Raw genomic sequence first — 23,416 nt, 5'->3', positions numbered from 1 at the left:
GGCACGGAAAAGGAAGGATCGGCGGGTCGACCGGTCCTTCCTGGAGGATCGGCCTCGCGCAGGGACACGCGAGGCCGTGGGACTTGGGTATTAGATTATTCGACCACGATCACCTGGCCGTAGCGGTAGCCGCGCTCGGCCATTCCCTTGATGTAGTGCTCGCGCTCTCCCTTCAGCTCGTGACCACATTCTTCCCAGGCATCGCGCAAGTCTTCGATGTCCGAGGCGCGTCGTAGGTCGCTTGTGAGTTCCTTCTGTGCTTCGGTGATGTCGATGCGGTAGTCGAACCAGAAACGGTTCTCGATGCCAGCGATCGGGCTGGTGATGATTAGCGCTTCCTGATCGCGAGCGTACTTTTCTTCGTGCAGCATCGGGACTGCGGCAGTCGCGGCAGTCGCGGCAGTCGCAGGGCCGAGTGCGACCATCGGCAAGGTGGCGGTGAGTTTCATGACGTTCTCCTTTTACTGCCGGGCGCCCCTGCGACCGGCTTGAAAGGAAAACGGACGAGCGTGATCGCTTAATCCATCAGCTGGGATTTTTTATCGAATGGCGAGGTGTGGGACATATGCCCTACGGGAGGAAAATGCGCGCTGCCTCCATATCACCGCATAAGACGGATGTTCGCTTTCCACCCATCTGATGCCGCCTTCACCGAGCTGGCGATGTGCCGGAAGCGGATCAGGCGCCAAGGACCCCATTGCGGACGCTTCCTTCAGGCGGCTGGAAAAGGACCACCATCTTCCAGCCACTTCGCATAATCATGGGGCAGGAGGCTCATCGCGTTTTCGTAGAGCTCCAAGTCTTCCTCATCGAGCACATCGACCCAGCGGCCATTTGTACCCTTGTGGATGAATGTATCGGCACCGCCCTGGAATGCGAAAGCGATGTTCTCGCCAACAACCTTCGATGGATCTTTCTTGACCTCCGCGAAGGTGCAGCGCTTGACAACGTCCGGCCAGAACTCGTCCGAAATTTCAATCTCCAGGTACTCGGCTATATCGCGCATTTGTCCGTCTAGGTCCGCGATAAGATCATTGAAATGGACGAGCTTGATGTTGGGCAAATGTTGGTATTTCCAGAAGGAAAGGGCATAGCTTAGGTGCGACCAGTAAGGGTAGCCGCCGATTTCCCAATCAAACCAACTCCGCGTAATCCATTCCCGCCAGATTTCCTTTATGTTGCCGCCAAACCTTGGAAATGCATCGCCCACTCGGCCGGGGATGCTGTTTGCCATGAGATAGAACTCATCGGTGTGGCTCCCCCAATGATTGAGCAGCGACATGAACACATCCCTGGGGTCACGGCTCACACATAGGTATTTTGCCTGCCCATAATACGGCAGGCCATCGAGTGGCGTGTGAGTCTTGATATAGCGACGGTGCTGCTGCGCCTCCAGTTGGCCAAGCACCATTTCCAGTGGGATCGGCCGAAAGTCCAGCCAAGGCGAAATGAACGATGCCGGGCCTGGCAAATCGCCGGCAGGGAATAACAAATTCCCTACGATGGTCTGCATCAGCGTGGTGCCGGCCTTGTAGGATGTAGCGATGACGATATCATTTTCGCGCGGCTCGAACCAATTCCACCTCGTCGAATCCAAGTGATGGTTCTGATAATTTCGCGTTCTGGTCGGTAGTGAGGGCATGTCTCGTCCTCTTCGGCAGATGCTACCCTTGGCGCGAATGCTAGACCAAGAGGCCGCGTCTCTCAATGCATTGCGTCCCGGAAACCGATTGCCCGCTAACCGGCTCGAGAGTTCCGCTAACGACCCGATTGCGGATGCAAAATGATCAAACCGCACTTCTGTGCGGAGCCATCGGTTAGCGTTGAAAATGCGCCATTGTCAGAACGACTAGGCTTCGATCTGATATTTATGTGCTCCACAAGGAAGGCAGTGACGCGACCAGTTTTGCAAGTTCGCTCACCTTATGTGTGTCCGTTTTCTCAAAAACATGCTGGAGGTGCGTGCGAACCGTAGGGACAGAGATGCCGCGCCTTTCACCGATGTCTCTCGCTCGTTCGCCAGAGGCGGCCATTAAAGCGATCGCGGCTTCTGTCTCGGTTAACCCATATAGGGATATCAGCCGGTCCGCAGCGCCATCAGGCAATACGTTGCGTTCGAAATAAAGCATTACGCGTGTCTCGCCACCCATTGTTCGTGGCACCACATGAAGCCGCCAAGTCTCGCCAGCGCGATTTTCGAGCCCGATCGAGTGGCTCATTCGACTTCCTTTGGACCTGACGGCTCGCAGAGCCCTCTCGAAGCGGAGCTGTGCCGCCCGATCCAGCATAATGGGACGTTGATCTACGATGGCCAGGATAGATCGCTGACGGACCAGGTCTTCCGCTGCGGGGTTGGCGAAGTTTATCCTGCCCGCATCATCCAGGACGAATACCGCATCGCGAAGCGCTCCCGCAATCAGTCGCGCACCCTCACTTTCCGATTGGGCGGCTTTCAATCTTTTGCGCAACACCGCGAGGCGGGTGATGTGCGGGCGGATGGCGTCGAAACGCGCGAGTTCCCCATCGCTGAATTCCTGAGCCGTGCGCGGGCGATGAAGTCCGACGACCACAAGCCCCTCATCGGGCCGCCTGTCGCCAAAGCCGAGGCATCTGGCGGTATCATCGCCGTTGGCGACGAAGAATTCCCGGTAGATGAAACTTTCGCAGAATTCTTCGACCGGCTGGAAGTCTCCTGTTCGGAATGCGCCCATGGTCAGCCTGTTTTCGAACAGCACCCGCGCCCATTCATCGTGCTGGTCGAGCCGGTGCTCGACGTAGTAGCGGTTCATCTCTTCCGGGAAATAGCTCGAGAGATGGTTCTCGATTTTCAGGTCGGGCGACCAGAGTTGGATGGCGCAACTGCGCGCGCCAATGTCTTTCGCAATCAATTCCGGTAGGACATTGAACAACGCGTCATCATCGAGCGCGGCGTATATGTCGTCGATCAGCGCCACAAAGTATCGATCACGTAATGCAAACGTGGCCGTGATTGTCCAAGGTTCGGGTCGTCTGTGACCAAGGGCACCCCATCTTTCCTGACGCAGCGGCGGACTTCGCCCCGCGATGAGGGAGCTGTCTAATTTCGAGACATCTCCCGCGCATCATTCAAACAGATGATGCGACTTTAGCATAATTCCGGAGAATGGAAAATTAACCATCCGAGTCGCGAGGGAAGGAGCTTGCCTTCGCGAAGGGATTTCGGCGGAAAGCAGGGGAGGGGACATGGCTGAGCAAATCGGGACACCGGGCAACGACTTTTTGAACGGGACGGAGTTGGACGACACGCTCCATGGCGGCGATGGCGACGATTACCTTCGTGGATATGACGGCAACGATACGCTCAATGGCGACGCGGGCAATGATCGGCTCATCGGCGACAATGGCGATGATATCCTGAATGGCGGCGACGGAAACGACCAGCTTTACGGAAGGAACGGCAACGACACGCTCGATGGCGGGGCAGGCAACGATTATCTGCAGGGCGATTACGACGACAACGTACTTATCGGCGGAGATGGGAACGACACGCTTCTGAACCAAAATGGCGGATGGAACGATCTGTCAGGCGGGACGGGCGATGATTACCTCTATGCATCGACAGGTCGGGGGGGAATTGTTGATGGCGGTGCCGGCACCGATCTGGTCGTCATCAACCTCGCCAATCAGGGTTCTGCTTACTTTATCGATGCCAGCGGCGGGACATTCTCCCTCCTGCTCGACAACGGCGAAATGCTCGACGTCGTCGACGTCGAACGGGTCAACCTCACCGCAACAGATTTTGACGACCAGCTGATCGGGACAGCGGAGAATGACAGCCTCTCCGGACAAGGCGGAGACGACCTCATCTTCGGATTGGCAGGTAACGATTTTCTAAGTGGCGGTACGGGAACCAACCAGCTCTTTGGTGGTGAAGGAAACGACCAGTTTTCTGTGTCCGCGGGAGGGTATGACACCATCGATGGCGGCGATGGCATAGACCAGGTCTTTGCCGACTTTTCGTCGCAGGGCAATGACCTCCTCATCGACCTTGCCGGATCGACCTTCACGATCGACGGCGTTGACGTCACCTGGTCGAACCTCGAAGCGGCTTTCATCAGGCTGGGGTCGGGCAACGATACTCTGGTCTTTGGCGACGGTACGCAGGGAATCTACTCCAACACCGCTTTCGGCAATGATGGCAGTGATATGCTAGTCGGGGGCGATGGGCAGGATAGCCTCTATGGAGGCGTGGGCGACGACGCCTTGCTGGGAAATGACGGGGACGATTTCCTCAACCCTGAGGCAGGAAATGACTTCGTCGACGGAGGCAACGGTTTCGACCGCCTGCAGGTCGATTTCACCTCCGAGAGCAGCGCAGGTACTTTCAATGCCAACGACGGCACATTCAGCCGCGAGAGCGGCACGGTTAAGTTCGTGGACATGGAAATTTTCCAGGGAAATGGTTCGGCATTCGATGATCATTTCATAGGCGGTGCCTACGCCAATTTCTTCAACGGTCGCGACGGCAATGACACGTTGATCGGTGGCGATGGCGTGAATCAGTTCTTTGGGGGAAATGGCGACGATCTGCTGCAAGGCGGTTCTGGCGACGACTATCTTGCCGGTGAATTTGGAAACGATCTTCTCGAAGGATTGGGCGGTAATGATCGGCTAGTCGCGAGTGACGGTACGGACATTCTTTCGGGAGGAGATGGCGATGATCAATTGACTGTCGCGACGTACGACCGTTGGGGGGTTGGTGCGCTAAGTGGCAACCATACTCTCGACGGCGGTGACGGCAACGATACACTGATAGCGAACTTCACGTACCACGTGGGCGGGATCGCTGTGGACATGACGACGGGATCCTTCGCGTGGTCGACCGGTACAACCTCCTACGTGAATATCGAGAGTTTCACAGTCTACGGATCTCGCCACGATGATACCATCATCGGTGGCGCCGGCGATGATCTCCTGAGCGGAGGTTCGGGTAGCGACATGATCATCGGGGGAGCTGGCGACGATCAATTGCAGGATGGTGGCGGCGGAGAAGACTTCGTCGATGGCGGCGACGGTACCGACCTGCTTATTGCCTATCTTCGCGGCAGCTTCGACCTGTTGACCGACGGGTCATTCATAAACAGCAGCAACCAGACGACCACAATCACCAACATCGAGCGGCTTAACGGCTATCTCTATGTGGAAGGGACGCTTGGAGGCGGCGACCATGATGACTTACTCAGGGGATCGAGCGGCAACGATACGCTGCTGGGACGCGGAGGCGATGATCAGCTTTATGGCTTGGGTGGAAACAACGTCATCAATGGTGGGGATGGGGTCGACCGGACAGAGGTCAATTTCAGTTCATTCTCAGGGGGCGTAACGTTCGCCTTCACCGGAGACCAGGTCGTCGTAGACGGGTACGGGGAACAGACCTTCATCTCGATCGAGGAAGTCACACTTTATGGTACCAACTACGACGATGTGCTTACAGGCGGTGATTATAATGACGTCATAAACGGATATGCCGGAGACGATATCATCGATGCCGGGGAGGGTGACGACCGCGTGAATGACAACGGCGGGAACAACCAGCTCGATGGTGGCGCGGGCTTCGACTGGCTCTATGTCTCGGCCCATAACGCGGAAACGGGACAGGATGTCGATATCCTGGCGGGCGGAAGTTACGACGGTTACCAAGGTGTCACCACATTCACCAATTTCGAGCAGGTGCAATTTTTCGGCAGCAACTTCGATGACATCGCACGAGGTGGTGAAGGTGCTGATACATTGAATGGCTCTGCTGGCGACGACATCCTCGAAGGACGTGGAGGGGATGATACGATCGACGGCGGAGCAGGGTTCGACCGCGCAATTTATGACGGTGCGTTCGGCGATTATGCGATTGAACTCGGCTACAATTACAATCCTCATCTTGCGGTAATTCACACCGCTACTGGCGATCGCGATAGCCTTCGCAATGTGGAAATCCTCGCTTTCACCGACGGCGAATATGATGTCGCTAACGAGGTCTTCACCCCATACAACTCACCGCCAACAGCCGGCGACGATAGCTTCGCCGTCGCCGAGGATGACGCGGTCGTCGAAGGGCAGCTTCCCGCCAGCGATCCCGACTCCGGCAGCGGCGATAGCCTTACATTCACGCTCGATACAACGGTCGCCGGCCTCACCGTCGATCCCGACGGCAGCTACAGCTTCGATCCTTCGCATCCCGATTACCAGGGCCTGGCCGAGGGCGAGCCGCTCCAGATCGTGGCGAATTTTACGGTCGAGGACAGCTTCGGGGAAACCGACGGGGGAACGCTCACAATCGATATCACCGGGACCAATGATGCGCCGGTAGTGGTCGACACGGGCGGTGGTGGTGACATCGACTTCACCCCGGTCGGTCTCGGTGACGAAATTCTCGTCAATACGCTGACCGCCTATTCGCAGGAGCCGGGACGTGTCGCGGTTCTGGAGAACGGCAATTTCGTCGTGATCTGGGGTGACGGCCTTGGTCATCCCGACCCCGATGTCCACGGCCAGATATTCTCTTCCGACGGAACTCCGCTTGCGGGCGAATTCGCGCTGGTGTCGCAAGCGGGGATCGACCTCGTACCTGAAGTGGCGGCGCTAGAAGGTGGCGGCTTTGTGGTGACTTGGGAGAGCTGGTTTTCCGGCACCGACCCTTATTGGGGCGTCTATGCGCAACGATACGATGATAGCGGTCTTGCTGTCGGCAACCAGATTCACGCCAACCAGTTCACCGCAGGCATCCAGGACTTCCCCACCGTGACCGGGTTGGTCGGGGGCGGCTTCGTCCTGACATGGGGATCCGAAGGGCAGGACGGAAGCGACTATGCCGTCATGGCGCGCGTTTACGATGCGGATGGTGATCCAGTCGGCAATGAATTCCAGGTCAACCAGTCGACGACCGGCACCCAGAAGGAACCGGACGTCGTGGCACTCGACGACGGCGGCTTCACTATCGTTTGGCACAGCAATTCGGCGCCCGGTTCGACCGGACAGACGAGCGGCCGGACGTTCTTTGCCGACGGCAATCCCGCCACCGACGAATTCGTCATCAGCACGAACGATAGCGGCGACCACTTTCGCGCGACAGTCACACAGTTGGAGGGCGGTGACCTGGTCGTGGCATGGGAAGGCCAAACCCAGATCATGGCGCGCGTCATTGCCAGCGACGGGTCACCGCAGGGCGACGTCTTTACCGTCAACAGCTGGCCCTTTGGCCCACAATGGCTGACCGACGTTACCGCACTCGACGATGGCGGGTTCGTTATCGGCTGGTCCGCCAATTTTGCGGACTTCGACGGTTACGGATTGCTCATGCAGCGGTTCGATGAAGACGGTACGAAGATCGGCGACGAGACGCTCATCAACGCGACCGCTCCCGGGAGCCAGTTCGGTGTCGACTTGCGGCAGCTAGCCAGTGGCGACCTCGTGGCCGTCTGGCAGAACAACGATGTCGATGCTGACGGAGACGGCACTGGCATCTTCATGCGCCTGTTCGACATCCCCGATGGCGGAGGAGGGGCCATCGAAGACCAATATTCCCCGGAAGATGTGCCTTTCGAATATGTTGTCCCGGAAGGCATTTTCTCGGACCCTGACGGTGACACACTCACACTCTCGGCAACGTTATCGGACGGCTCGCCGCTTCCTGGATGGCTTGTTTTCGACGCTGCGACGCAAACCTTCTCCGGAACGCCTCCGCAGGATTTCAACGGCATCCTCACGATCCGGTTGATCGCAAGCGACGGCTTCGCCGAGGCATGGGACGAATTCACGCTCGAGATCACTCCGTTAAACGATGCGCCCGTGGCGGTCGACGATACCGCGACGGTCGACGAAGATGCGTCCACCACCGGCAACGTGCTGACCGACAGCCCCGGCACCGACAGCGACGTAGACGGGGACGCGCTTGAGGTCACAGCTGTAGGCGGCTTTGCTCCCGGCGCGATCGTCCAAGGGGATTACGGCACTCTGACGCTGAATGGGGATGGCAGTTGGACCTACTCGGCCGATGGTGACATCGTCGACACCTGGACGCCGGGTACGACGGGAGACGATGTTTTCGTCTATGAAATTTCGGACGGTCAGGACAGCGACACCGCTACACTGACCATCACTGTGACGGCGATTGCCGACGGGGTCCTAATCGAGGGCGGACGTGGCGCCTCCAATTTCGTCGGCACCGATGGTGACGACACGCTCCTGGGCGGCCGCGGAAACGATACCATTTCGGGCAGCGATGGCTCCGACACGATTAGCGGGGGCAATGGCAATGATAATCTCGACGGCGGGGCGAGCATCGATCTCCTGGATGGTGGAAACGGCGACGACATTCTGATTGGCGGTCTGGGAGACGACTTCCTCAACGGCGGGAAGGGTGACGATATTATGACGGGTGGTGCCGGTGGCGATACCTTCGTTTTCGACGGAGGCAAGAAAGATACGTCAATCGACCACATCACCGATTTCGAAGTCGGAATCGACAAGATCCTTGTCGATGGTGCGACAGAAATCGTGGGAATATCCGAAATTGACGGAAGTACGCTTGTGTCATTCAAAGGCGGAGGTGGCGTAATCCTGGGAGGGGTATCGGGAATCGGCGTGGCCGACTTGGCTTCGTCAGTCGCTTCGACATCTGAATCTGTGCCCCTCGCAATGTCGCTGCAGTCGGAAACTGGCATCGATGTATCCGAGTGGGAATTGATGCCGAATGATTTGGCAACAATTGCTTTGGAGCCAGCGCAGTCGGTCATCTAGGCGCATGCCTGAGCTATCAACTCCTCTTCCGCCCGCTTCGCGAATGTTCCACCGCGCTCGCGATCTGCCAGGAGCGGACGGGAGGCTAACGACCCGATTGCGGACCACACGTTATAATGGAATGGGGACGCTAATAGGCCATGGTCGAACGCTCTGATTTGCCAAGCCAAAAGCTTTACTTCAAGACTTGCGCGAGGCCATGCTCGAAATCGAGAAGGTCAACCCCTCGCTGAAAGGGGTCTTGCCGAAAGACTACGTGCGTCCCGCTCTCAATCCGGTCTGGCAACCTGAGCGAAACTTGACTCGGAGAACGGACTAGATTGAAGGAATTGCTACAAGCATCAAATGGCTCGCCCTTAACATAATATATATTATCACTCCCAAGGTTGGAGTTGTCGACAGGCTCCCCTTCCGGAAAATGATCCTTCAAACTATTCCGCACACATGGCTCATCAAATCGAACGTCTCCTACGTATAATGGCGCAACTCCGCGATCCGGATACCGGCTGCGAATGGGATACCGCCCAGGACTTCTCGACGATCGCGCCCTATACGATCGAAGAAGCTTACGAGGTTGCGGACGCAATCGAGCGTTCGGATATGGCGGACCTCAAGGGCGAACTCGGCGACTTGCTGTTCCAGGTCGTGTTCCATTCACGCATGGCACAAGAAGCCGGTCACTTCGAATTTGCGGATGTGGCAAAGGACATTGCCGACAAGATGGAGGCTCGGCATCCGCATATCTTCGGCAACGAAGGCGGAATCATGGAAGAAACCCGCTGGGAGGACTTGAAGGCAGCGGAGCGGGAGGCTTCCGGAGCCAAAGGAGCGCTCGATGGAGTAGCTCTAGCATTGCCTGCCTTGCTTCGCGCCCAGAAGCTGCAGAAGCGCGCAGCGCGGCATGGATTCGACTGGCCTGACGTCAGCGGACCTCGTGACAAGGTTATCGAAGAAATCGAAGAGCTTGCGGAAGCATCTGAATCTGAAATCGAGGAAGAGGCTGGCGACTTCCTGTTTGCTGCCGTCAATCTCGTCAGGGCCTATGGCGTCGATGCGGAAGGAGCACTTCGGGCTGCCAACGCCAAGTTCGAGCGCCGTTTCCGCGCGATGGAGGGATTGGCTGGTGGCGATTTCGCCAAGCGTGATCTCGAAGCGCAGGAAGAGTTGTGGCAGGAGGTCAAACGACGCGAGAAAAGCGCTTCATAGCGTTTCGAACTGACCGACTTCCTTCTGGTTCAGCCGCACGACAAACCGCCACATCGGGCCATCTTCCCCGTCGCCGATATCTTCTTCGACCAGCACTTCGCCATGCGCGTGTAGCCACGCGATCCGCCGGCCATCGCTTGCAGGGATCTCGAACTCATAGACCGAGGCCTTCGCCGTGAGCATTTCTCCGAGGCGTCCGAGCAGGGATTCGACGCCCTCACCGGTCTCGGCAGATGTCCGCACGATGCCTTCATCGCCTTCGACGACTTCCAGCAATTCTTGGGCGCGATCGTCCGGCAGGAGGTCCCACTTGTTCCACACTTCCAGGATCGGGATCGAGGATGCCCCCCCTTCCCCGTCGATCACGCCCAAATCGGTCAGGACTCGCAGCACCTGTACCTTCTGCGCATCGGCCGAAGGATTGGAGATGTCTCGTACGTGGCAAATGACATCTGCTGCCGTGACTTCCTCCAGGGTGGCTCGGAAAGCGGCCACCAGCTGGGTCGGAAGGTCCGAAATGAAGCCGACCGTGTCGGAAAGGATCGCCTTTTCCACCCCCGGTAGCGAAATGGCGCGCATGGTCGGGTCGAGCGTCGCGAAGAGCAGGTCTTCTGCCATGACTTCGGCACCGGTCACCCGGTTGAACAGCGTCGATTTGCCCGCGTTGGTATAACCGACCAGGGCCACGACGGGCCACGGTGCACGTTCACGCCGCTCGCGATGCAGGCCGCGGGTCTTGCGGACCTGCTCCAGTTCTTTGCGCAGCCGCCCCATGCGCTGGCGGATCATGCGGCGGTCGGCCTCGATCTGCGTCTCACCCGGACCGCCGAGGAAGCCGAAGCCGCCACGTTGGCGTTCGAGGTGGGTCCAGCTTCGCACCAGGCGGCTCTGCTGGTAATCGAGATGGGCAAGCTCGACCTGCAGCCGGCCTTCCGCCGTTGCCGCACGCTCGCCGAAAATTTCGAGGATCAGCCCAGTACGGTCGATGACCTTGCGGGCGAGCTTGTCCTCCAGATTACGCTGCTGGATCGGGCTGAGCGCGCCGTCCACCACCACCAGTTCCGCCTCGTGCTGCTCGCAGGCAATCCGGATGTTCTCCACCTGCCCTGCCCCGAACAGCAGGTTTGGCTTCACGTCGCGCACCGGAAGAATGAAGCTGTCTTCGATTTCGATCCCGATGGCGAGCGCCAGCCCCTCGGCCTCGGCGAGACGGCTGTCCGCGTCGAGATCGTAGCGCACCCCGCGTATATCGGGGCAGATGACGAGTGCCCGCGCCCCGCGCGAGACCTCGCCCAGCAAGTCGTCGTCGAAACTCAGCTGTCGTCGTCCTCGTCGTCCCATTCCTCGGTCAGGTCGACCGGATGGGCAGGCTGGATGGTCGAGACAGCGTGCTTGTAGGCGAGCTGCACATAGCCATCACGCTCGAGCATCATGCAGAACAGGTCATAGGCCGCAATCACGCCTTGCAGCATCACCCCGTTGACGAGGAACATCGTCACCTGCGCCTCCGCCTCGCGTACGCGGCTCAGGAACACGTCCTGCAGCAAGCGCTGCTTGGCGCCCGAACCCTGGCTGGCGAACTGGCTGGCGTCGATGGGTTGGCCGGGCATGATGGTGCTCACTGCATGCTTGTAGACGAGCTGCGATTGCCCGTCCCGCCGCAGCAGGATGGAGAAATTGTCGAACCAGGTCACGATGCCCTGCAGCTTTACGCCCTTGACCAAGAAGACCGTAACCGGCGTCTTGTTCTTGCGCAGCAGGTTCAGGAATGCATCCTGCAGGCTGGGCTGCTTGCCTTTCGGTGTGGCCGGTTTTTCCGTCCGGGGGCGAGCGGATAGAGTGCGTTCGCCAGACATCTTGCGTGTCTCCTGTTGTTGGCGAACCGGTTATACGATCCGCGATCAGGACGCTCCCACCGCGTCCGGGCACCGAACGTTCGTCCGGATTTGAAACGCAATGTGGCAATTGCGGTGCCGAACCGCAATAAATAAATCATTGGAACATGTTGGCGTGAAATTGCGCAGCGCTATTTGCGCTCGCTGTTTTTCCTCTCCGCCATGCCGAGCAGCTTCAATTTGCGATGCAGCGCCGACCGTTCCATCCCGATGAAACTCGCGGTTTTCGAAATGTTGCCCGAAAAGCGACGGATCTGGATAGCGAGGTATTCGCGCTCGAAACTTTCCCGTGCTTCGCGCAAAGGAGCGCCCATCAGCGCGGCAATACCAGCCGTTCCACCCGATTTGCCACCGGCGACTTCTTCCGACAGCATTTCGGCCTCGACCGTTTCGAGCTGGTCGCGCGGGGTCAGGATGATCGTGCGTTCGACGACATTGCGGAGCTGGCGGACATTGCCCGGCCAGTCGTAAGCCTGCAGCGCAGCCATGGCTTCCTCACTGATGGAGGGGGGGCGAATACCCTGTTCGGTGGCGTAGCGGGCGAAGAAATATTCGGCGAGCGCGGGGATGTCATCGCGTCGCTCCGACAGCGAGGGGATTTCTACCGGCACGACGTTGAGCCGGTAAAATAGGTCCTCGCGGAAATTCTTGTCCTCCATCTCCTTGGCGAGATCGCGAGCTGTGGAAGATACGACGCGAACATCGACGCCGATTTGCCGCGTCCCGCCCACGCGGACGAAGCTCTGCTCGGTCAATACACGCAGGATGCGGGCCTGTGTGGAGAGCGGCATGTCGGCCACCTCGTCGAGATACAGTGTACCTCCGTCGGCAGTTTCGAGCAGACCCGGCCTTACGAGCTTGCCTTCGGCCTCTTCGCCGAACAATTCTTCTTCGAAACGCTCGGGCGTGATGCGCGCCGAGTTGACGATGACGAAGGGCTTGTCTGCACGCGTCGACCAGCTGTGAAGCAATCGCGCGGCTACCTCCTTGCCAGAACCTGCAGGCCCGCTGATCAAGACGCGGCTACCTGTCTGCGCCACGCGCTTCAGCGTTGCGCGAACGGTGTTGATTACGGCGGAGTTGCCCGTAAATTCTCCCGTGTCGCCGGACCTATCGCGCAGCCGCGTATTCTCGCGGCGCAGGCGTTCGGTTTCGGTCGCGCGCTCGACGAGGTGGAGCAGGCGTTCCGCCTCGAAAGGCTTCTCGATAAAATCCATCGCCCCACGGCTGACGGCGCTGACCGCAGTATCGATATTGCCGTGGCCCGAAAAGATGATCACCGGCAATTCGGGTTCGCGGACCTTGATGGCATCGAGCACTTCGAGGCCGTCCATCTGGCTGCCATGCAGCCACACGTCGAGCAGGACGAGGCTCGGCCGCTTTTCATCGACTGCCTCCAGCGCGGATGTGCTGTCAGCGGCGGTGCGGCATTCATAGCCTTCGTCGCTGAGCACTCCGGCAACCAGTTCGCGGATGTCGCGTTCGTCGTCGACGATGAGGATGTCCAGGGCCATTGTCAGCTTCCAACTCTTTCTTCGCTATTCAGGTCCGCGTCGCCGCGCACGACGTTCGGATCGCGGGCGAAACGCAATGTGACACGCGTTCCGCCTCCCTTGGCGGCAGAGAACGACAGTTCCCCGCCATGTTCCTCGACGATCTTGTTGACGATCGCGAGGCCGAGGCCGGTCCCCTTGGCGCGGGTCGTCACATAGGGTTCGAGGATACGTTCACGGTCCTGCGGCAGGCCGATCCCGTTGTCGGTCACCGCGATGGTGATCGAATGTTCATCTTCGCTGATTTCTACACCGATCTTACCGCGGTAATCGGGTTCGGCATGGACCGCGCGGGCCTCGATGGCTTCGGCGCCGTTCTTGAGGATATTGGTGACCGCCTGCCCCAATTGGTGGCGATCGGCCTGGATCTTGAGCGGACCCTCGATGTCGGTCGACAAACCGTAATTGATGTCCGGGTTGGCGACTTCCTGCAAGAAGAGAGACTGGCGCACGAGGTCGAGCGCATCTTCGGGGCGAAACACGGGTTTGGGCAGACGGGCGAAACTCGAAAACTCGTCGACCATCGTGCGCAGCTCGCCGACCTGGCGCACGATAGTGCTGGTCAACTCGTCGAACAATTCGCCGTCCTCCTCGATCTGCTTGCGATAGCGACGCTTGAGTCGCTCGGTTGCAAGCTGGATCGGGGTCAGCGGATTCTTGATTTCATGAGCAATTCGGCGTGCGACGTCCGACCAGGCTGCTTGGCGCTGGTCGAGAAGCTGGCGCGTGATGTCCTCGAAAGTGATCACATGCCCCTCGCCCTCGCGGACGAGCTTTACGGCGAGTGTCATCATTTCGCCCTGCCGCGAGTGGCTGACAACTCCTCGCTCTAGGCCGGCGACGACCATGGCGGCAATCTGCGGGGCCATCTCGTCGAGTGTCGCGGGAGCCTTGCCCCCCTGCCCTCCCTCGAGCAGCGTGTTCTGCGCCGGAGCATTCATCAGAAGCACGCGCCGTTCGCCATCGATCGTAATGACGCCGGCACTGACCGATTCCAGCACCGCTTCGATGAAGCTGCGCCGGTCCTCCAACTCCTCGTTGGCAGATACGAGGGCGTCGGTCTGCTTCTCCAACTGCGCGGTCATGCGGTTGAAGGCTCGGTTGAGCATGCCGATTTCGTCGGCACCCGTTCGGCCGGCAACGCGCATCCCGAAATTACCGGCGCCAACATTGCGCGCCGCGGCAACAAGTTCGGTCAGCGGTTCGACCTGCCGATCGGCAAAACGCAAGGCAAACCAGACTGCGATGCCCACCAACGCCAGGCTCACAAAGAACAACGCGACGTTGAAGCGCAGTTGGAGCGCCCTTGCCCTTCGGGTCAGCTCTGCATAGGCGGTGGACACCGAGCGCGCGCTTTCCCAGCTCCGGAAACCGGAGGCCTCTGCGTTGCGCGACGTATAGAGGTAGATGCCGGCCTGCCGGTCGATCGGTGCAACGGCTTCGATGCGTTCCGAACTTCCGCGCACGGCCACCGCCTCGCCGCGGCGCAGGTTGCCGAGGCTCGCTTCGGTAAATGCGACAGGGTCGGCGTCCTCGCTGATGTTGTAGAGTACTGCGGTACGCGCCGTGCCGTCGGGCATGGCCTGGAGGATCGCACTCTCGACGACGTCACGCGGCTGCGCCTGATACTGGTAGACCAGCATGAAATCTGGGTCGGTGACTGCAATGCGCTGGAGGTTGGCGCGCATGTCCATCGCCATGGAGATCGTTTCCTCGCCGAGGTCGAGTTGGTTGTCTTCGTAATAGTTCTCGGCAAGCTTGTTTGCATTCTCCATCAGCCCGCGCGAGTTGTCGGAGAACCAGAAATCGACTCCGGACTGGAACAGGACCGCGGCAAATGCGGCCACGAGAAGGGTCGGCACAGCCGCAACCATCGAAAAGAAGAACACGAGGCGCACATGAAGCCTCGCGGTGCTGCCAGCTGCCCTGCGTAAAGCCAGACGCCTGCCCGCAAGGACCAAAAGCGTCATGGCCGGGATCAGGGTGCCGATAAGCAAGACAGCAACCTGCCCGCTCGGCAGGAGCTGCCCGTCTGCCGGTGCGCGGGTAAAGGCAGCCCAAGTCATTCCGACCATCACGAGGAAGGCGACAATCGCGGCCATTTCTATCAGCGTGAAGAAATTCGCGCGGCGCGACATCACAATGAACTTGCGCCACCAGCGCGGGGTCCGTCGGGTCTGGGATGCGGCCTGCGTCGCCATCGTGGCGCACTTACATCGCTACTGTTGCAAATTTGCAAGTATAAAAACGACGAAATGCGCGTCAACGACGCTGGGCGAAGGCCTCCGGCCGGATATCGAGCTCGCCCAGCTTCTTCCGCAAGGTGTTGCGATTTATGCCCAGAAGGCGCGCGGCGCGCAGCTGGTTACCTTCCGTTTCGCGCAAGGCATGTTCGATCAGGGGCTTTTCGAAAACTTCCAGCGCCTCGTGATACAATGATCCGGGAGCCGGTCTCGCGACGGCAAGCCAGGCATCGAGAGCGGTCTCGATTGGGTTGCTGGATGCCGCCTCATCGCTCTGCGGTCTGCGTGGCAGCAACTCCTCTACCAGCCCTGCATCGATCACCTCGTCGCGCGACATCAGGGCGAGGCGGAAGACGACATTGCGCAATTCGCGGACGTTACCGCGCCAGTCGTGGGCGGAAAGCGCTGCGATTGCATCCTCGCTTGCGGTGTGTTGCGGCAGCCCCTCATCCTTCGCCTGAGCGAGGAAATGGCGCGTAAGGGCGCCAATGTCCTCGCGCCGCTCGCGCAAGGGTGGGAGATGGATCGGCACGACGTTGAGGCGGTAATACAGATCCTCGCGGAACCGGCCGTCTGCAATCATCGGAGAGAGGTCGCGGTTGGTAGCGGCCACGATACGCACGTTCACCGCAATTTCCTGCCGGCCGCCCACGCGGCGGATCCGGCCCGATTGGAGCGCGCGAAGGAGGCGCGTCTGCGCTTCGGCAGGCATGTCGCCAATCTCGTCCAGGAACAGCGTTCCGCCATTGGCCTGCTCGAATTTCCCGATGGCCTGCGAATGTGCGCCGGTGAAGGCGCCTTTCTCGTGACCGAACAATTCGCTTTCCAGCAATTCGTGCGGAATTGCGGCCATATTTACCGCCACGAAGGGCCCGGTGCGGCGTGAGCCGAGCTGGTGAATGGCCTCGGCGACCAATTCCTTGCCGGTCCCGCTTTCGCCCGTCACCAGGACGGTCAGATCGTTACGCAGTACGCGCGTGATCATCCGATAGACATCCTGCATCGCCCGGCTACGGCCGATGAGGGGGAGCTCGCTGCCATCCTCCGCTGCGCTGGTCGTTCCCGTTTGCGGAGAACGCGCCACCGCTTGCCGCACCGCCCGCGTCAATTCATCGAGGTCGAAGGGCTTGGGAAAGTATTCGAACGCGTCGCTGTCGCTCGCACGAACGGCGGTATCGAGAGTGTTCTGGGCCGACAGCACGATGACCGGCATATCCGGGGCTGCCTCGCGGACGCTCGCTATGCCATCGAGGCCATCGCCATCCTCGAGCATAATGTCGGTCAGCATGACCGCGTAGCTACCCGCGCCCAGCAATTCATCGCGCTTGGCGATGCTCGTGCAAGCCGTGATATCGAACCCTTCGTCGCGGAGGGCCTCGGTGATGACTGTGGCGATGGCGCGGTCGTCCTCGACCAGCAGGACCTTATGACTCATGTTTCTTTCCTGTCGGCGACGGGCAGGTTGATGCGGAAATGAGTAAGGCCGGCACGCTCGTCGCGTTCGTAGGCGATGCGGCCGCCCATATCGCGCAGGAGCTTGCGAACGAGTGCGAGGCCGAGGCCCTGGCCGTTCTTCTTGCCCGATACGAATGGTTCGAATGCATGGTCGCGCAGTTCCGGGGGCAATCCCGGACCCGGATCGGTCACCGTGATTTCGATCGGCAGCCGGGTCGCCTTGCCGAGCCGGATTGCAGAGAAAACGAGCCCGCTAACGAAGCGAGTACGGACGGTGACCTGCGCATCATCTTGGTCGTTACAGGCATCGCAGGCATTGGCGAGGAGGTTGATCAGGACCTGTTCCAGCGCGCCCTGGTCGGCTTCCACCGCCGGAAGGGAGGGATCGAACTCCTCCACCAATTCGCAACCATCTTCACGCCCTGCCCTCACGGTCGCCATGGCATTCCGGATGGCTTCGTGAAGATTGCATGGACCGGTCCTCACCGAACTGCGGCTGCCAAGCTGCTGCATGCGGTCGATCAGCTGGGCGATGCGGTCGACTTCGCCTTCGATCATGGTCGCCAGCGGGCGGTCGCGTTCGGATGCGCGCCGCGCGAGAAGCTGGCTGGCCCCGCGAATGGCAGAGAGCGGGTTCTTGATTTCATGCGCGAGGACAGCCGGAGCGCGCAGTTCGACGCGCTCTTCGTCGTCTCCGTCATTACCCTCCTGCCCTACTTCAGACAGCGTGACGACGCGCCATCCGGGATGGGTGTGCATCGGGGAACTGGTGATATTCACCCGCCGCGCACCGTTGCCGGCATCGATCGATATGCCCCGCGCAATGACCTGTGCCTCGTTCTGCCTCAGGCTTTGCTTCAGGCGGTCATTGTCGATGTCGATGATGTCGCCGAGTGGCGCGCGGAGCAGTCTATGCGCGCTTCGCCCAAGGAGCTCCTCGGCTGCAGGATTGGCTTCCACGATGCGGTCGTGATCGTCGAGCAGCAAGACGGCAAAGATCAGTCCGGAAATCTGCGCTGCGGCGTCTGGCGCGCCCGGACCAGGGCTCATGCCGCGCGCCGGTGCAGGAATGGCTCGTAAAAGCGCTCCAATTCATCAAGGACTTCAGTAACATTGTCCATGAAGTTCACGCGATTGCGGAACTCGGCCGAACCATGCATTCCCTTGGTGTACCATCCCAGATGCTTGCGTGCGATCTTGACGCCAACCTGCTCGCCATAAAGCTCGAGCATGTCGCGGTAATGCTCCACGACAACTTCGTACTGTTCCTCAAAGCTCGGGCTTTCGAGCTTCTCGCCGGTGCGCCACCAGTGCATCACCTGCGCGAGCAGCCACGGTTTGCCATAGGCCCCGCGCCCGATCATCAGCCCGTCTGCGCCCGATTGGTCGAGCGCCTTGGCCGCATCGTCGATCGTGCAGATGTCGCCGTTGACGATCACCGGAATGGAGACGGCATCCTTGACCTTGCGGACGAAGGCCCAGTCGGCGCTGCCCTTGTACATCTGGTTGCGCGTGCGGCCGTGGACGGTGACCATCTTCACACCCAGATCCTCGGCAATCCGCGCGAGTTCGGGCGCGTTGAGGTCGCCGTGGTCCCAGCCCATGCGCATCTTGACCGTTACCGGCACATCGACCGCCTTGACCGTCGCTTCCATAAGCTTTGTGGCGAGGCCGACTTCCCTCATCAGCGCAGAGCCTGCCAGCTGGCCGACGACCTTGCGCACGGGGCATCCGAAATTGATGTCGATGATGTCGGCGCCATTGCCCTGCTGGAGCTTGGCGGCCTCGGCCATGCTTGCCGGATCGCAACCGACGAGCTGCATCGAGACCGGCTCCTCGATCGGGTCCCAGGCGGCTTTCTGCACCGACTGGCGGGTTTCGCGGATAGCCGCCTCGCTGGCGATCATCTCGGTGACGTTGAGGCCCGAGCCGTATTTGCGGACGAGCTTGCGGAACGGCAGGTCCGTGACGCCCGTCATCGGCGCCAGGATAACAGGCGTATCGATGGACACATTGCCGATATGGATCGGCTTCGGCGGGGCCGGAGGAAGAGTTTGCGCGCTCATGATCTGGTGGTGTGCCTAAATATTGGGCAGGCACATAGTGCGTTGCAGCGAAAACGGCAAGCCGCTAGCGGCGCACATAGCTATGCAGGACGAAAGCCCCCTCCCCTCCTTCGCGGCCATTGTCGTTGGCGCGGGCAAAGGGCTGCGTGCGGGCCAGCCGTTACCCAAGCAGTTCGCAATCTGGCGTGGAAAGCCGGTGCTTCGACACTCTGTCGAAGCGCTCCTGGCAGCGGGCGCGGCTCCGGTGATCGTTGTGATCCCGCCCAAGGGCGAAGAGGCCACCGCCGATGCTCTTCATGGCCTCGCAGGCTGGACCAGTGTCGTCGGCGGCGAAACTCGCCAGCAATCGGTTGCAAATGGCCTTGACGCGATCGGTGATGCCGAGCGCGTACTTATACACGACGCCGCCCGGCCGGATTTGCCACACGAGGTCATCGCGCGCCTGCTGGAGGCGCTTGAACACCACCCGGGTGCCATCCCCACCCTCCCTGTCGTGGATAGCCTCGCCATCGAAGAGGAAGGTGTCATGACCGGAAGCGGCGAACGCGAGAAGCTGCGCCGCGTGCAAACCCCGCAGGCCTTCCGCTTTGCCGATATCCGTTCGGCCCATGCAGATTGGCCGGGTACGCCCGAGGCCGGCGACGATGCGCAGGTCCTGCGCGCCGCAGGCGGCATCGTGGCAGTGGTCGATGGCGACGAACGCCTGAAGAAACTCACATTCGCGGAGGATTTCGTGTCCGACCTTACCCCTGTGCGCATCGGCACCGGTTTCGACGTCCACAAACTCGCAAGCGGCGAGGAACTCTGGCTCGGCGGTATCCGGATCGAGCATGACAAGGGCCTTGCCGGGCACAGCGATGCCGATGTCGCTCTCCATGCGATCGTCGATGCACTCCTCGGCGCGATCGGGAACGGGGATATCGGCGACCATTTCCCTCCTTCCGACCCGCAATGGAAGGGCGCGAGTAGCGACCGTTTCCTTGTCCACGCCGCAAAACTGGTCGGTGAGGCCGGCTATCGAACCGGCAATGTCGACCTCACGATAATTTGTGAAGCTCCCAAGATCGGCCCCCATCGCGAGGCCATGCGGGAGCGGATTGCCGACCTTCTCGGCGTTGACACCGGAGCGATATCGGTCAAGGCGACCACCACCGAAAGGCTCGGCTTCACCGGGCGCGGCGAAGGTATCGCCGCCCAGGCCGTCGCAACCGTAATACGGAACTGACCCATGACGCTCGAAACGCTTCTTCCCGACGATATCGAACTGCTCGCGCGGCAGGTCATCGAGGCCAATATGGCCGAAGGTCGCAAGGTGGCGGTAGCCGAGAGTTGCACAGGCGGACTGGTGTCGGCCGCCTTGACCGAAATTCCGGGATCTTCCGCCGTGTTCGAACGGGGCTACGTCACCTATTCGAACGAAGCGAAGATGGAGGAACTCTCAGTCCCGCTCGACATTATCGAGACCTTCGGTGCCGTTTCGATCGCTTGTGCCTGGGCAATGGCCAAGGGCGCGCTGGCAAAGAGCGGCGCGGATGTTGCCGTGGCGATCAGCGGCGTCGCGGGCCCAACCGGCGGGACCTCGCTCAAGCCCGTCGGGACGGTGGTTTTCGCCCGTGTGGTCAAGGGTGAGGAAGGCGAGCCGGAAGGCGAACTCAAGAAATTCGAGCCGACCTCGCGCGCGGATATCCGGCGTCAGGCAACGGTTTGCGCGCTGGAAATGCTAAAGCCCTAGAGATTGGCGGCGGCGTTCTCACGGCCGTAAAGTTCGTCCGCGCGTTTCTCGAAAGCCTCGACCATCTTGCGGAAGGCGCGGTCGAAATACTGGCCCGCCAGCGCCTCGAAAACGGCATTGCGGAAGCTGAACTCGACGCAAAAATCGATCTCGCAGCCACCATCGGGAAGGCATGTGAAGTGCCAGTTGTTGTCGAGGTCCTTCAAAGGTCCGTCGACATAGAAGACCTCGATGTGATCGGGCCTGCTTTTGACCACGCGCGAGGTGAATTTCTCGCGAATGGCCTTGAAGCCGACCAGCATGTCGGCGGTCATCTCGGTTTCGCTGTCGCTGCGCACGCGCGTGGCGACAACCCAGGGCAAGAACTTGGGATAGTTCGCCACATCGGCGACGAGGTCGAACATCTGTTCGCAGCTATAGGGAAGCCGCCGCGTTTCGCGAATTCCGGGCATTAGGCTTTCTGCCTCGCCTGCTCCTTCGCAAGGCGTTCCTCGCGCGCCGCCTTCATGACCGCGAAGTCGTCGCCAGCATGATAACTCGACCGCGTCAGCGGGCTGGAGGCAACCTGCAGGAACCCCTTGGCACGTGCGATAGAGCCATAGGCAGCGAACGCCTTGGGCGTGACGAAATCTTCCACCTTGGCGTGTTTCGGCGTGGGCTGGAGATATTGGCCCATGGTGATGAAATCGACATCGGCGCTGCGCATGTCATCCATCACCTGGTGCACTTCCAGGCGCTGCTCGCCGAGACCGAGCATAATGCCCGACTTGGTGAAGATCAGCGGGTCATGAGCCTTCACCTCTTCGAGCAGGCGCAGCGAGGCATAGTAGCGCGCGCCCGGGCGAATGGTGGGATAGAGACGCGGCACCGTCTCGAGATTATGGTTATAGACGTCCGGACCTGCCTCGCAGATCTTCTCGACTGCCGCCCGCATCTTGCCGCGGAAATCGGGGGTGAGGATCTCGATCGTCGTGTCTGGCGTCTCGCGGCGCAGCGCCTTGATCACCTTCACGAACTGGTCTGCACCGCCATCCGGAAGATCGTCACGGTCGACGCTGGTGATAACGATGTGGTTCAATCCCATCTGGCCAGCCGCAATGGCGACATTTTCCGGTTCCATCGGATCGACCATCCGCGGCATGCCGGTCTTCACGTTGCAAAAGGCGCAGGCACGGGTGCAGACATCGCCCAGGATCATCACCGTGGCGTGCTTCTTGTCCCAGCATTCGCCGATATTGGGGCAGGCAGCCTCTTCGCACACCGTGTTGAGCGAGAGATCGCGCATCAGCTTGCGCGTTTCGTGATAGCCCTTGCTGACCGGCGCCTTGACGCGGATCCAGTCGGGCTTGCGCTGCTTCTTCGGCGGTTCGCCGCCGGTTACGGGAGGAGAGGACAGGTCGTTCATTGCGCCGCCCATCTAGGCGCGTGAGGCGAACGGGGCAAGGCGTGGATAGCTATTCGGTTGCCCACTTGGCAGTGTCGTAGCTGCGAGCTATCGCGCACCACATGGATGCTGCCACCTTACAGACGTTCACCTCCCCGGTGATCCTCTTCTTCGTCCTCGGCATGCTGGCCGCCTTTGCGCGATCGGAGCTTGCTGTTCCGGAAGCGCTGGCAAAAGGCATGTCGCTCTATCTGATGGCCGCCATCGGCCTGAAAGGCGGCGTTGCCGTATCCAAATCGGGCGTCGATACGACTGTAGCCCTCGCCCTATTGGCAGGTATAGGCGCCAGCTTCCTGATGCCGCTGATCGCCTTCGCTGTGCTGCGCGGCTTCGGCAAGCTCGACCAGCTCAATGCAGGGGCGGTTGCAGCGCATTATGGATCCGTCAGTGTCGTTACCTTCGTGACCGCGGTGGAAATCTACGAAATTCGCGGGACCCCTCCCGGCGGGTTCATGGTCGCAGTCATGGCGGCGATGGAAACCCCGGCCATTCTCACCGGTCTGCTGCTCGCCCGGCGCGCGATCGCGAAGGATGAAGGCGCTGCGAAAAGACCCGCCGGGGAACTGCTCCACGAAGTGTTCTTCAACGCCTCCGTCGTCCTTTTGCTGGGAGCATTTGCTATCGGGGTGATCGGCGGAGCCAGCGGTTTTGCGGATGTAGCGCCATTTTTCGAAGCAGGCTTCAAGGGTGTGCTCTGCCTGTTCCTGCTCGACATGGGCCTCATCGCTGCACGACGGTTGATGGATGCCCGGGCCATGACCCTGCGACTCGCCGTGATTGCGATAGCCCTTCCCCTCCTCAACGGGGCGCTCGGGACATTGCTCGGAACGGGCATAGGGCTCGATATCGGTTCGACTGCGGCACTGGGCGTCCTTTGCGCAAGTGCCAGCTATATTGCGGTTCCGGCAGCCATGCGCCTCGCCCTCCCCCAGGCCGATCCAGGAATTTACCTGACGATGTCGCTCAGCGTAACATTCCCCTTCAATATCCTGATCAATATCGGGCTGATCGGCGCGCTCGCCAACAATCTGGCCAGCGGCTGAGGAGAAA

At 60.2% G+C, this 23,416-nt stretch carries 17 protein-coding genes; 5 read left to right on the top strand and 12 right to left on the bottom strand.

Annotated elements, in window-relative coordinates:
• Positions 1-95: 95 nt before the first annotated feature.
• The 3 genes from K3178_RS06565 to K3178_RS06555 all read right to left on the bottom strand — a co-directional run bounded on the left by K3178_RS06565 (position 96) and on the right by K3178_RS06555 (position 2,954).
• Positions 96-449 (bottom strand): hypothetical protein, encoded by a 354-nt coding sequence (locus tag K3178_RS06565; protein ID WP_221570533.1) that lies wholly within the window; start codon positions 447-449, stop codon positions 96-98.
• 263 nt (positions 450-712) lie between these two features.
• On the bottom strand, positions 713-1,642 hold the full coding sequence (locus K3178_RS06560; RefSeq protein WP_221570532.1) for a sulfotransferase domain-containing protein: 930 nt from the start codon (positions 1,640-1,642) through the stop codon (positions 713-715).
• Between the two features lie 226 nt (positions 1,643-1,868).
• Positions 1,869-2,954, bottom strand: coding sequence for a helix-turn-helix transcriptional regulator (locus K3178_RS06555; RefSeq protein ID WP_221570531.1), 1,086 nt, complete (start codon positions 2,952-2,954; stop codon positions 1,869-1,871).
• Between the two features lie 268 nt (positions 2,955-3,222).
• Between K3178_RS06555 and K3178_RS14160 the strand changes: the two genes are divergently transcribed.
• Both K3178_RS14160 and mazG read left to right on the top strand, forming a co-directional pair.
• Positions 3,223-8,772, top strand: coding sequence for an Ig-like domain-containing protein (locus K3178_RS14160; RefSeq protein ID WP_282098833.1), 5,550 nt, complete (start codon positions 3,223-3,225; stop codon positions 8,770-8,772).
• Between the two features lie 444 nt (positions 8,773-9,216).
• Positions 9,217-9,978, top strand: coding sequence for a nucleoside triphosphate pyrophosphohydrolase (gene mazG, locus K3178_RS06515; protein ID WP_221570530.1), 762 nt, complete (start codon positions 9,217-9,219; stop codon positions 9,976-9,978).
• Here mazG and hflX read toward each other — a convergent pair.
• The 7 genes from hflX to dusB form a co-directional block, all read right to left on the bottom strand.
• Positions 9,973-11,319, bottom strand: coding sequence for a GTPase HflX (gene hflX, locus K3178_RS06510; protein WP_221570529.1), 1,347 nt, complete (start codon positions 11,317-11,319; stop codon positions 9,973-9,975). The two genes, mazG and hflX, sit on opposite strands and share 6 nt — an antisense overlap.
• Positions 11,292-11,834, bottom strand: coding sequence for an RNA chaperone Hfq (gene hfq, locus K3178_RS06505; protein WP_221570528.1), 543 nt, complete (start codon positions 11,832-11,834; stop codon positions 11,292-11,294). The genes hflX and hfq overlap by 28 nt, the downstream gene beginning before the upstream one ends.
• A gap of 170 nt (positions 11,835-12,004) precedes the next feature.
• Positions 12,005-13,387: a nitrogen assimilation response regulator NtrX gene (ntrX, locus tag K3178_RS06500; RefSeq protein WP_221570527.1), complete on the bottom strand. Its 1,383-nt coding sequence runs from the start codon at positions 13,385-13,387 to the stop codon at positions 12,005-12,007.
• A gap of 2 nt (positions 13,388-13,389) precedes the next feature.
• Positions 13,390-15,627: a sensor histidine kinase gene (locus K3178_RS06495; RefSeq protein WP_221570526.1), complete on the bottom strand. Its 2,238-nt coding sequence runs from the start codon at positions 15,625-15,627 to the stop codon at positions 13,390-13,392.
• Between the two features lie 61 nt (positions 15,628-15,688).
• Entirely contained in the window at positions 15,689-17,104 is a 1,416-nt protein-coding gene (gene ntrC, locus K3178_RS06490) for a nitrogen regulation protein NR(I) (RefSeq protein WP_221570525.1), read from the bottom strand.
• Complete coding sequence (locus tag K3178_RS06485) at positions 17,101-18,174, bottom strand: two-component system sensor histidine kinase NtrB (protein WP_221570524.1); 1,074 nt, start codon at positions 18,172-18,174, stop codon at positions 17,101-17,103. Before K3178_RS06485 ends, ntrC begins: the two co-directional genes overlap by 4 nt.
• Positions 18,171-19,190, bottom strand: a complete 1,020-nt coding sequence (gene dusB / locus K3178_RS06480; RefSeq protein ID WP_221570523.1) for a tRNA dihydrouridine synthase DusB — start codon at positions 19,188-19,190, stop codon at positions 18,171-18,173. Before dusB ends, K3178_RS06485 begins: the two co-directional genes overlap by 4 nt.
• A gap of 82 nt (positions 19,191-19,272) precedes the next feature.
• Between dusB and K3178_RS06475 the strand changes: the two genes are divergently transcribed.
• Complete coding sequence (locus K3178_RS06475; RefSeq protein WP_221570522.1) at positions 19,273-20,415, top strand: bifunctional 2-C-methyl-D-erythritol 4-phosphate cytidylyltransferase/2-C-methyl-D-erythritol 2,4-cyclodiphosphate synthase; 1,143 nt, start codon at positions 19,273-19,275, stop codon at positions 20,413-20,415.
• Positions 20,416-20,418: 3 nt separating this feature from the next.
• Complete coding sequence (locus K3178_RS06470) at positions 20,419-20,922, top strand: CinA family protein (protein WP_221570521.1); 504 nt, start codon at positions 20,419-20,421, stop codon at positions 20,920-20,922.
• On the opposite strand, the gene K3178_RS06465 is transcribed toward K3178_RS06470, so the two are convergent.
• The gene (locus tag K3178_RS06465) at positions 20,919-21,374 is read right to left on the bottom strand and encodes a type II toxin-antitoxin system RatA family toxin (protein ID WP_221570520.1); all 456 of its coding nucleotides are present in this window, start codon (positions 21,372-21,374) and stop codon (positions 20,919-20,921) included. The genes K3178_RS06470 and K3178_RS06465 overlap by 4 nt on opposite strands.
• On the bottom strand, positions 21,374-22,327 hold the full coding sequence (gene lipA, locus K3178_RS06460) for a lipoyl synthase (RefSeq protein ID WP_247713527.1): 954 nt from the start codon (positions 22,325-22,327) through the stop codon (positions 21,374-21,376). Before lipA ends, K3178_RS06465 begins: the two co-directional genes overlap by 1 nt.
• Positions 22,328-22,428: 101 nt before the next feature.
• Between lipA and K3178_RS06455 the strand changes: the two genes are divergently transcribed.
• Entirely contained in the window at positions 22,429-23,409 is a 981-nt protein-coding gene (locus K3178_RS06455; protein WP_221570518.1) for a sodium-dependent bicarbonate transport family permease, read from the top strand.
• Positions 23,410-23,416: the final 7 nt, after the last annotated feature.

Source organism: Qipengyuania sphaerica (genome assembly GCF_019711595.1).
GTDB lineage: Bacteria > Pseudomonadota > Alphaproteobacteria > Sphingomonadales > Sphingomonadaceae > Qipengyuania > Qipengyuania sphaerica.
The sequence above is the reverse complement of the archived record's forward strand: the minus strand, read 5'-3'. Positions and strand labels throughout refer to the sequence as shown.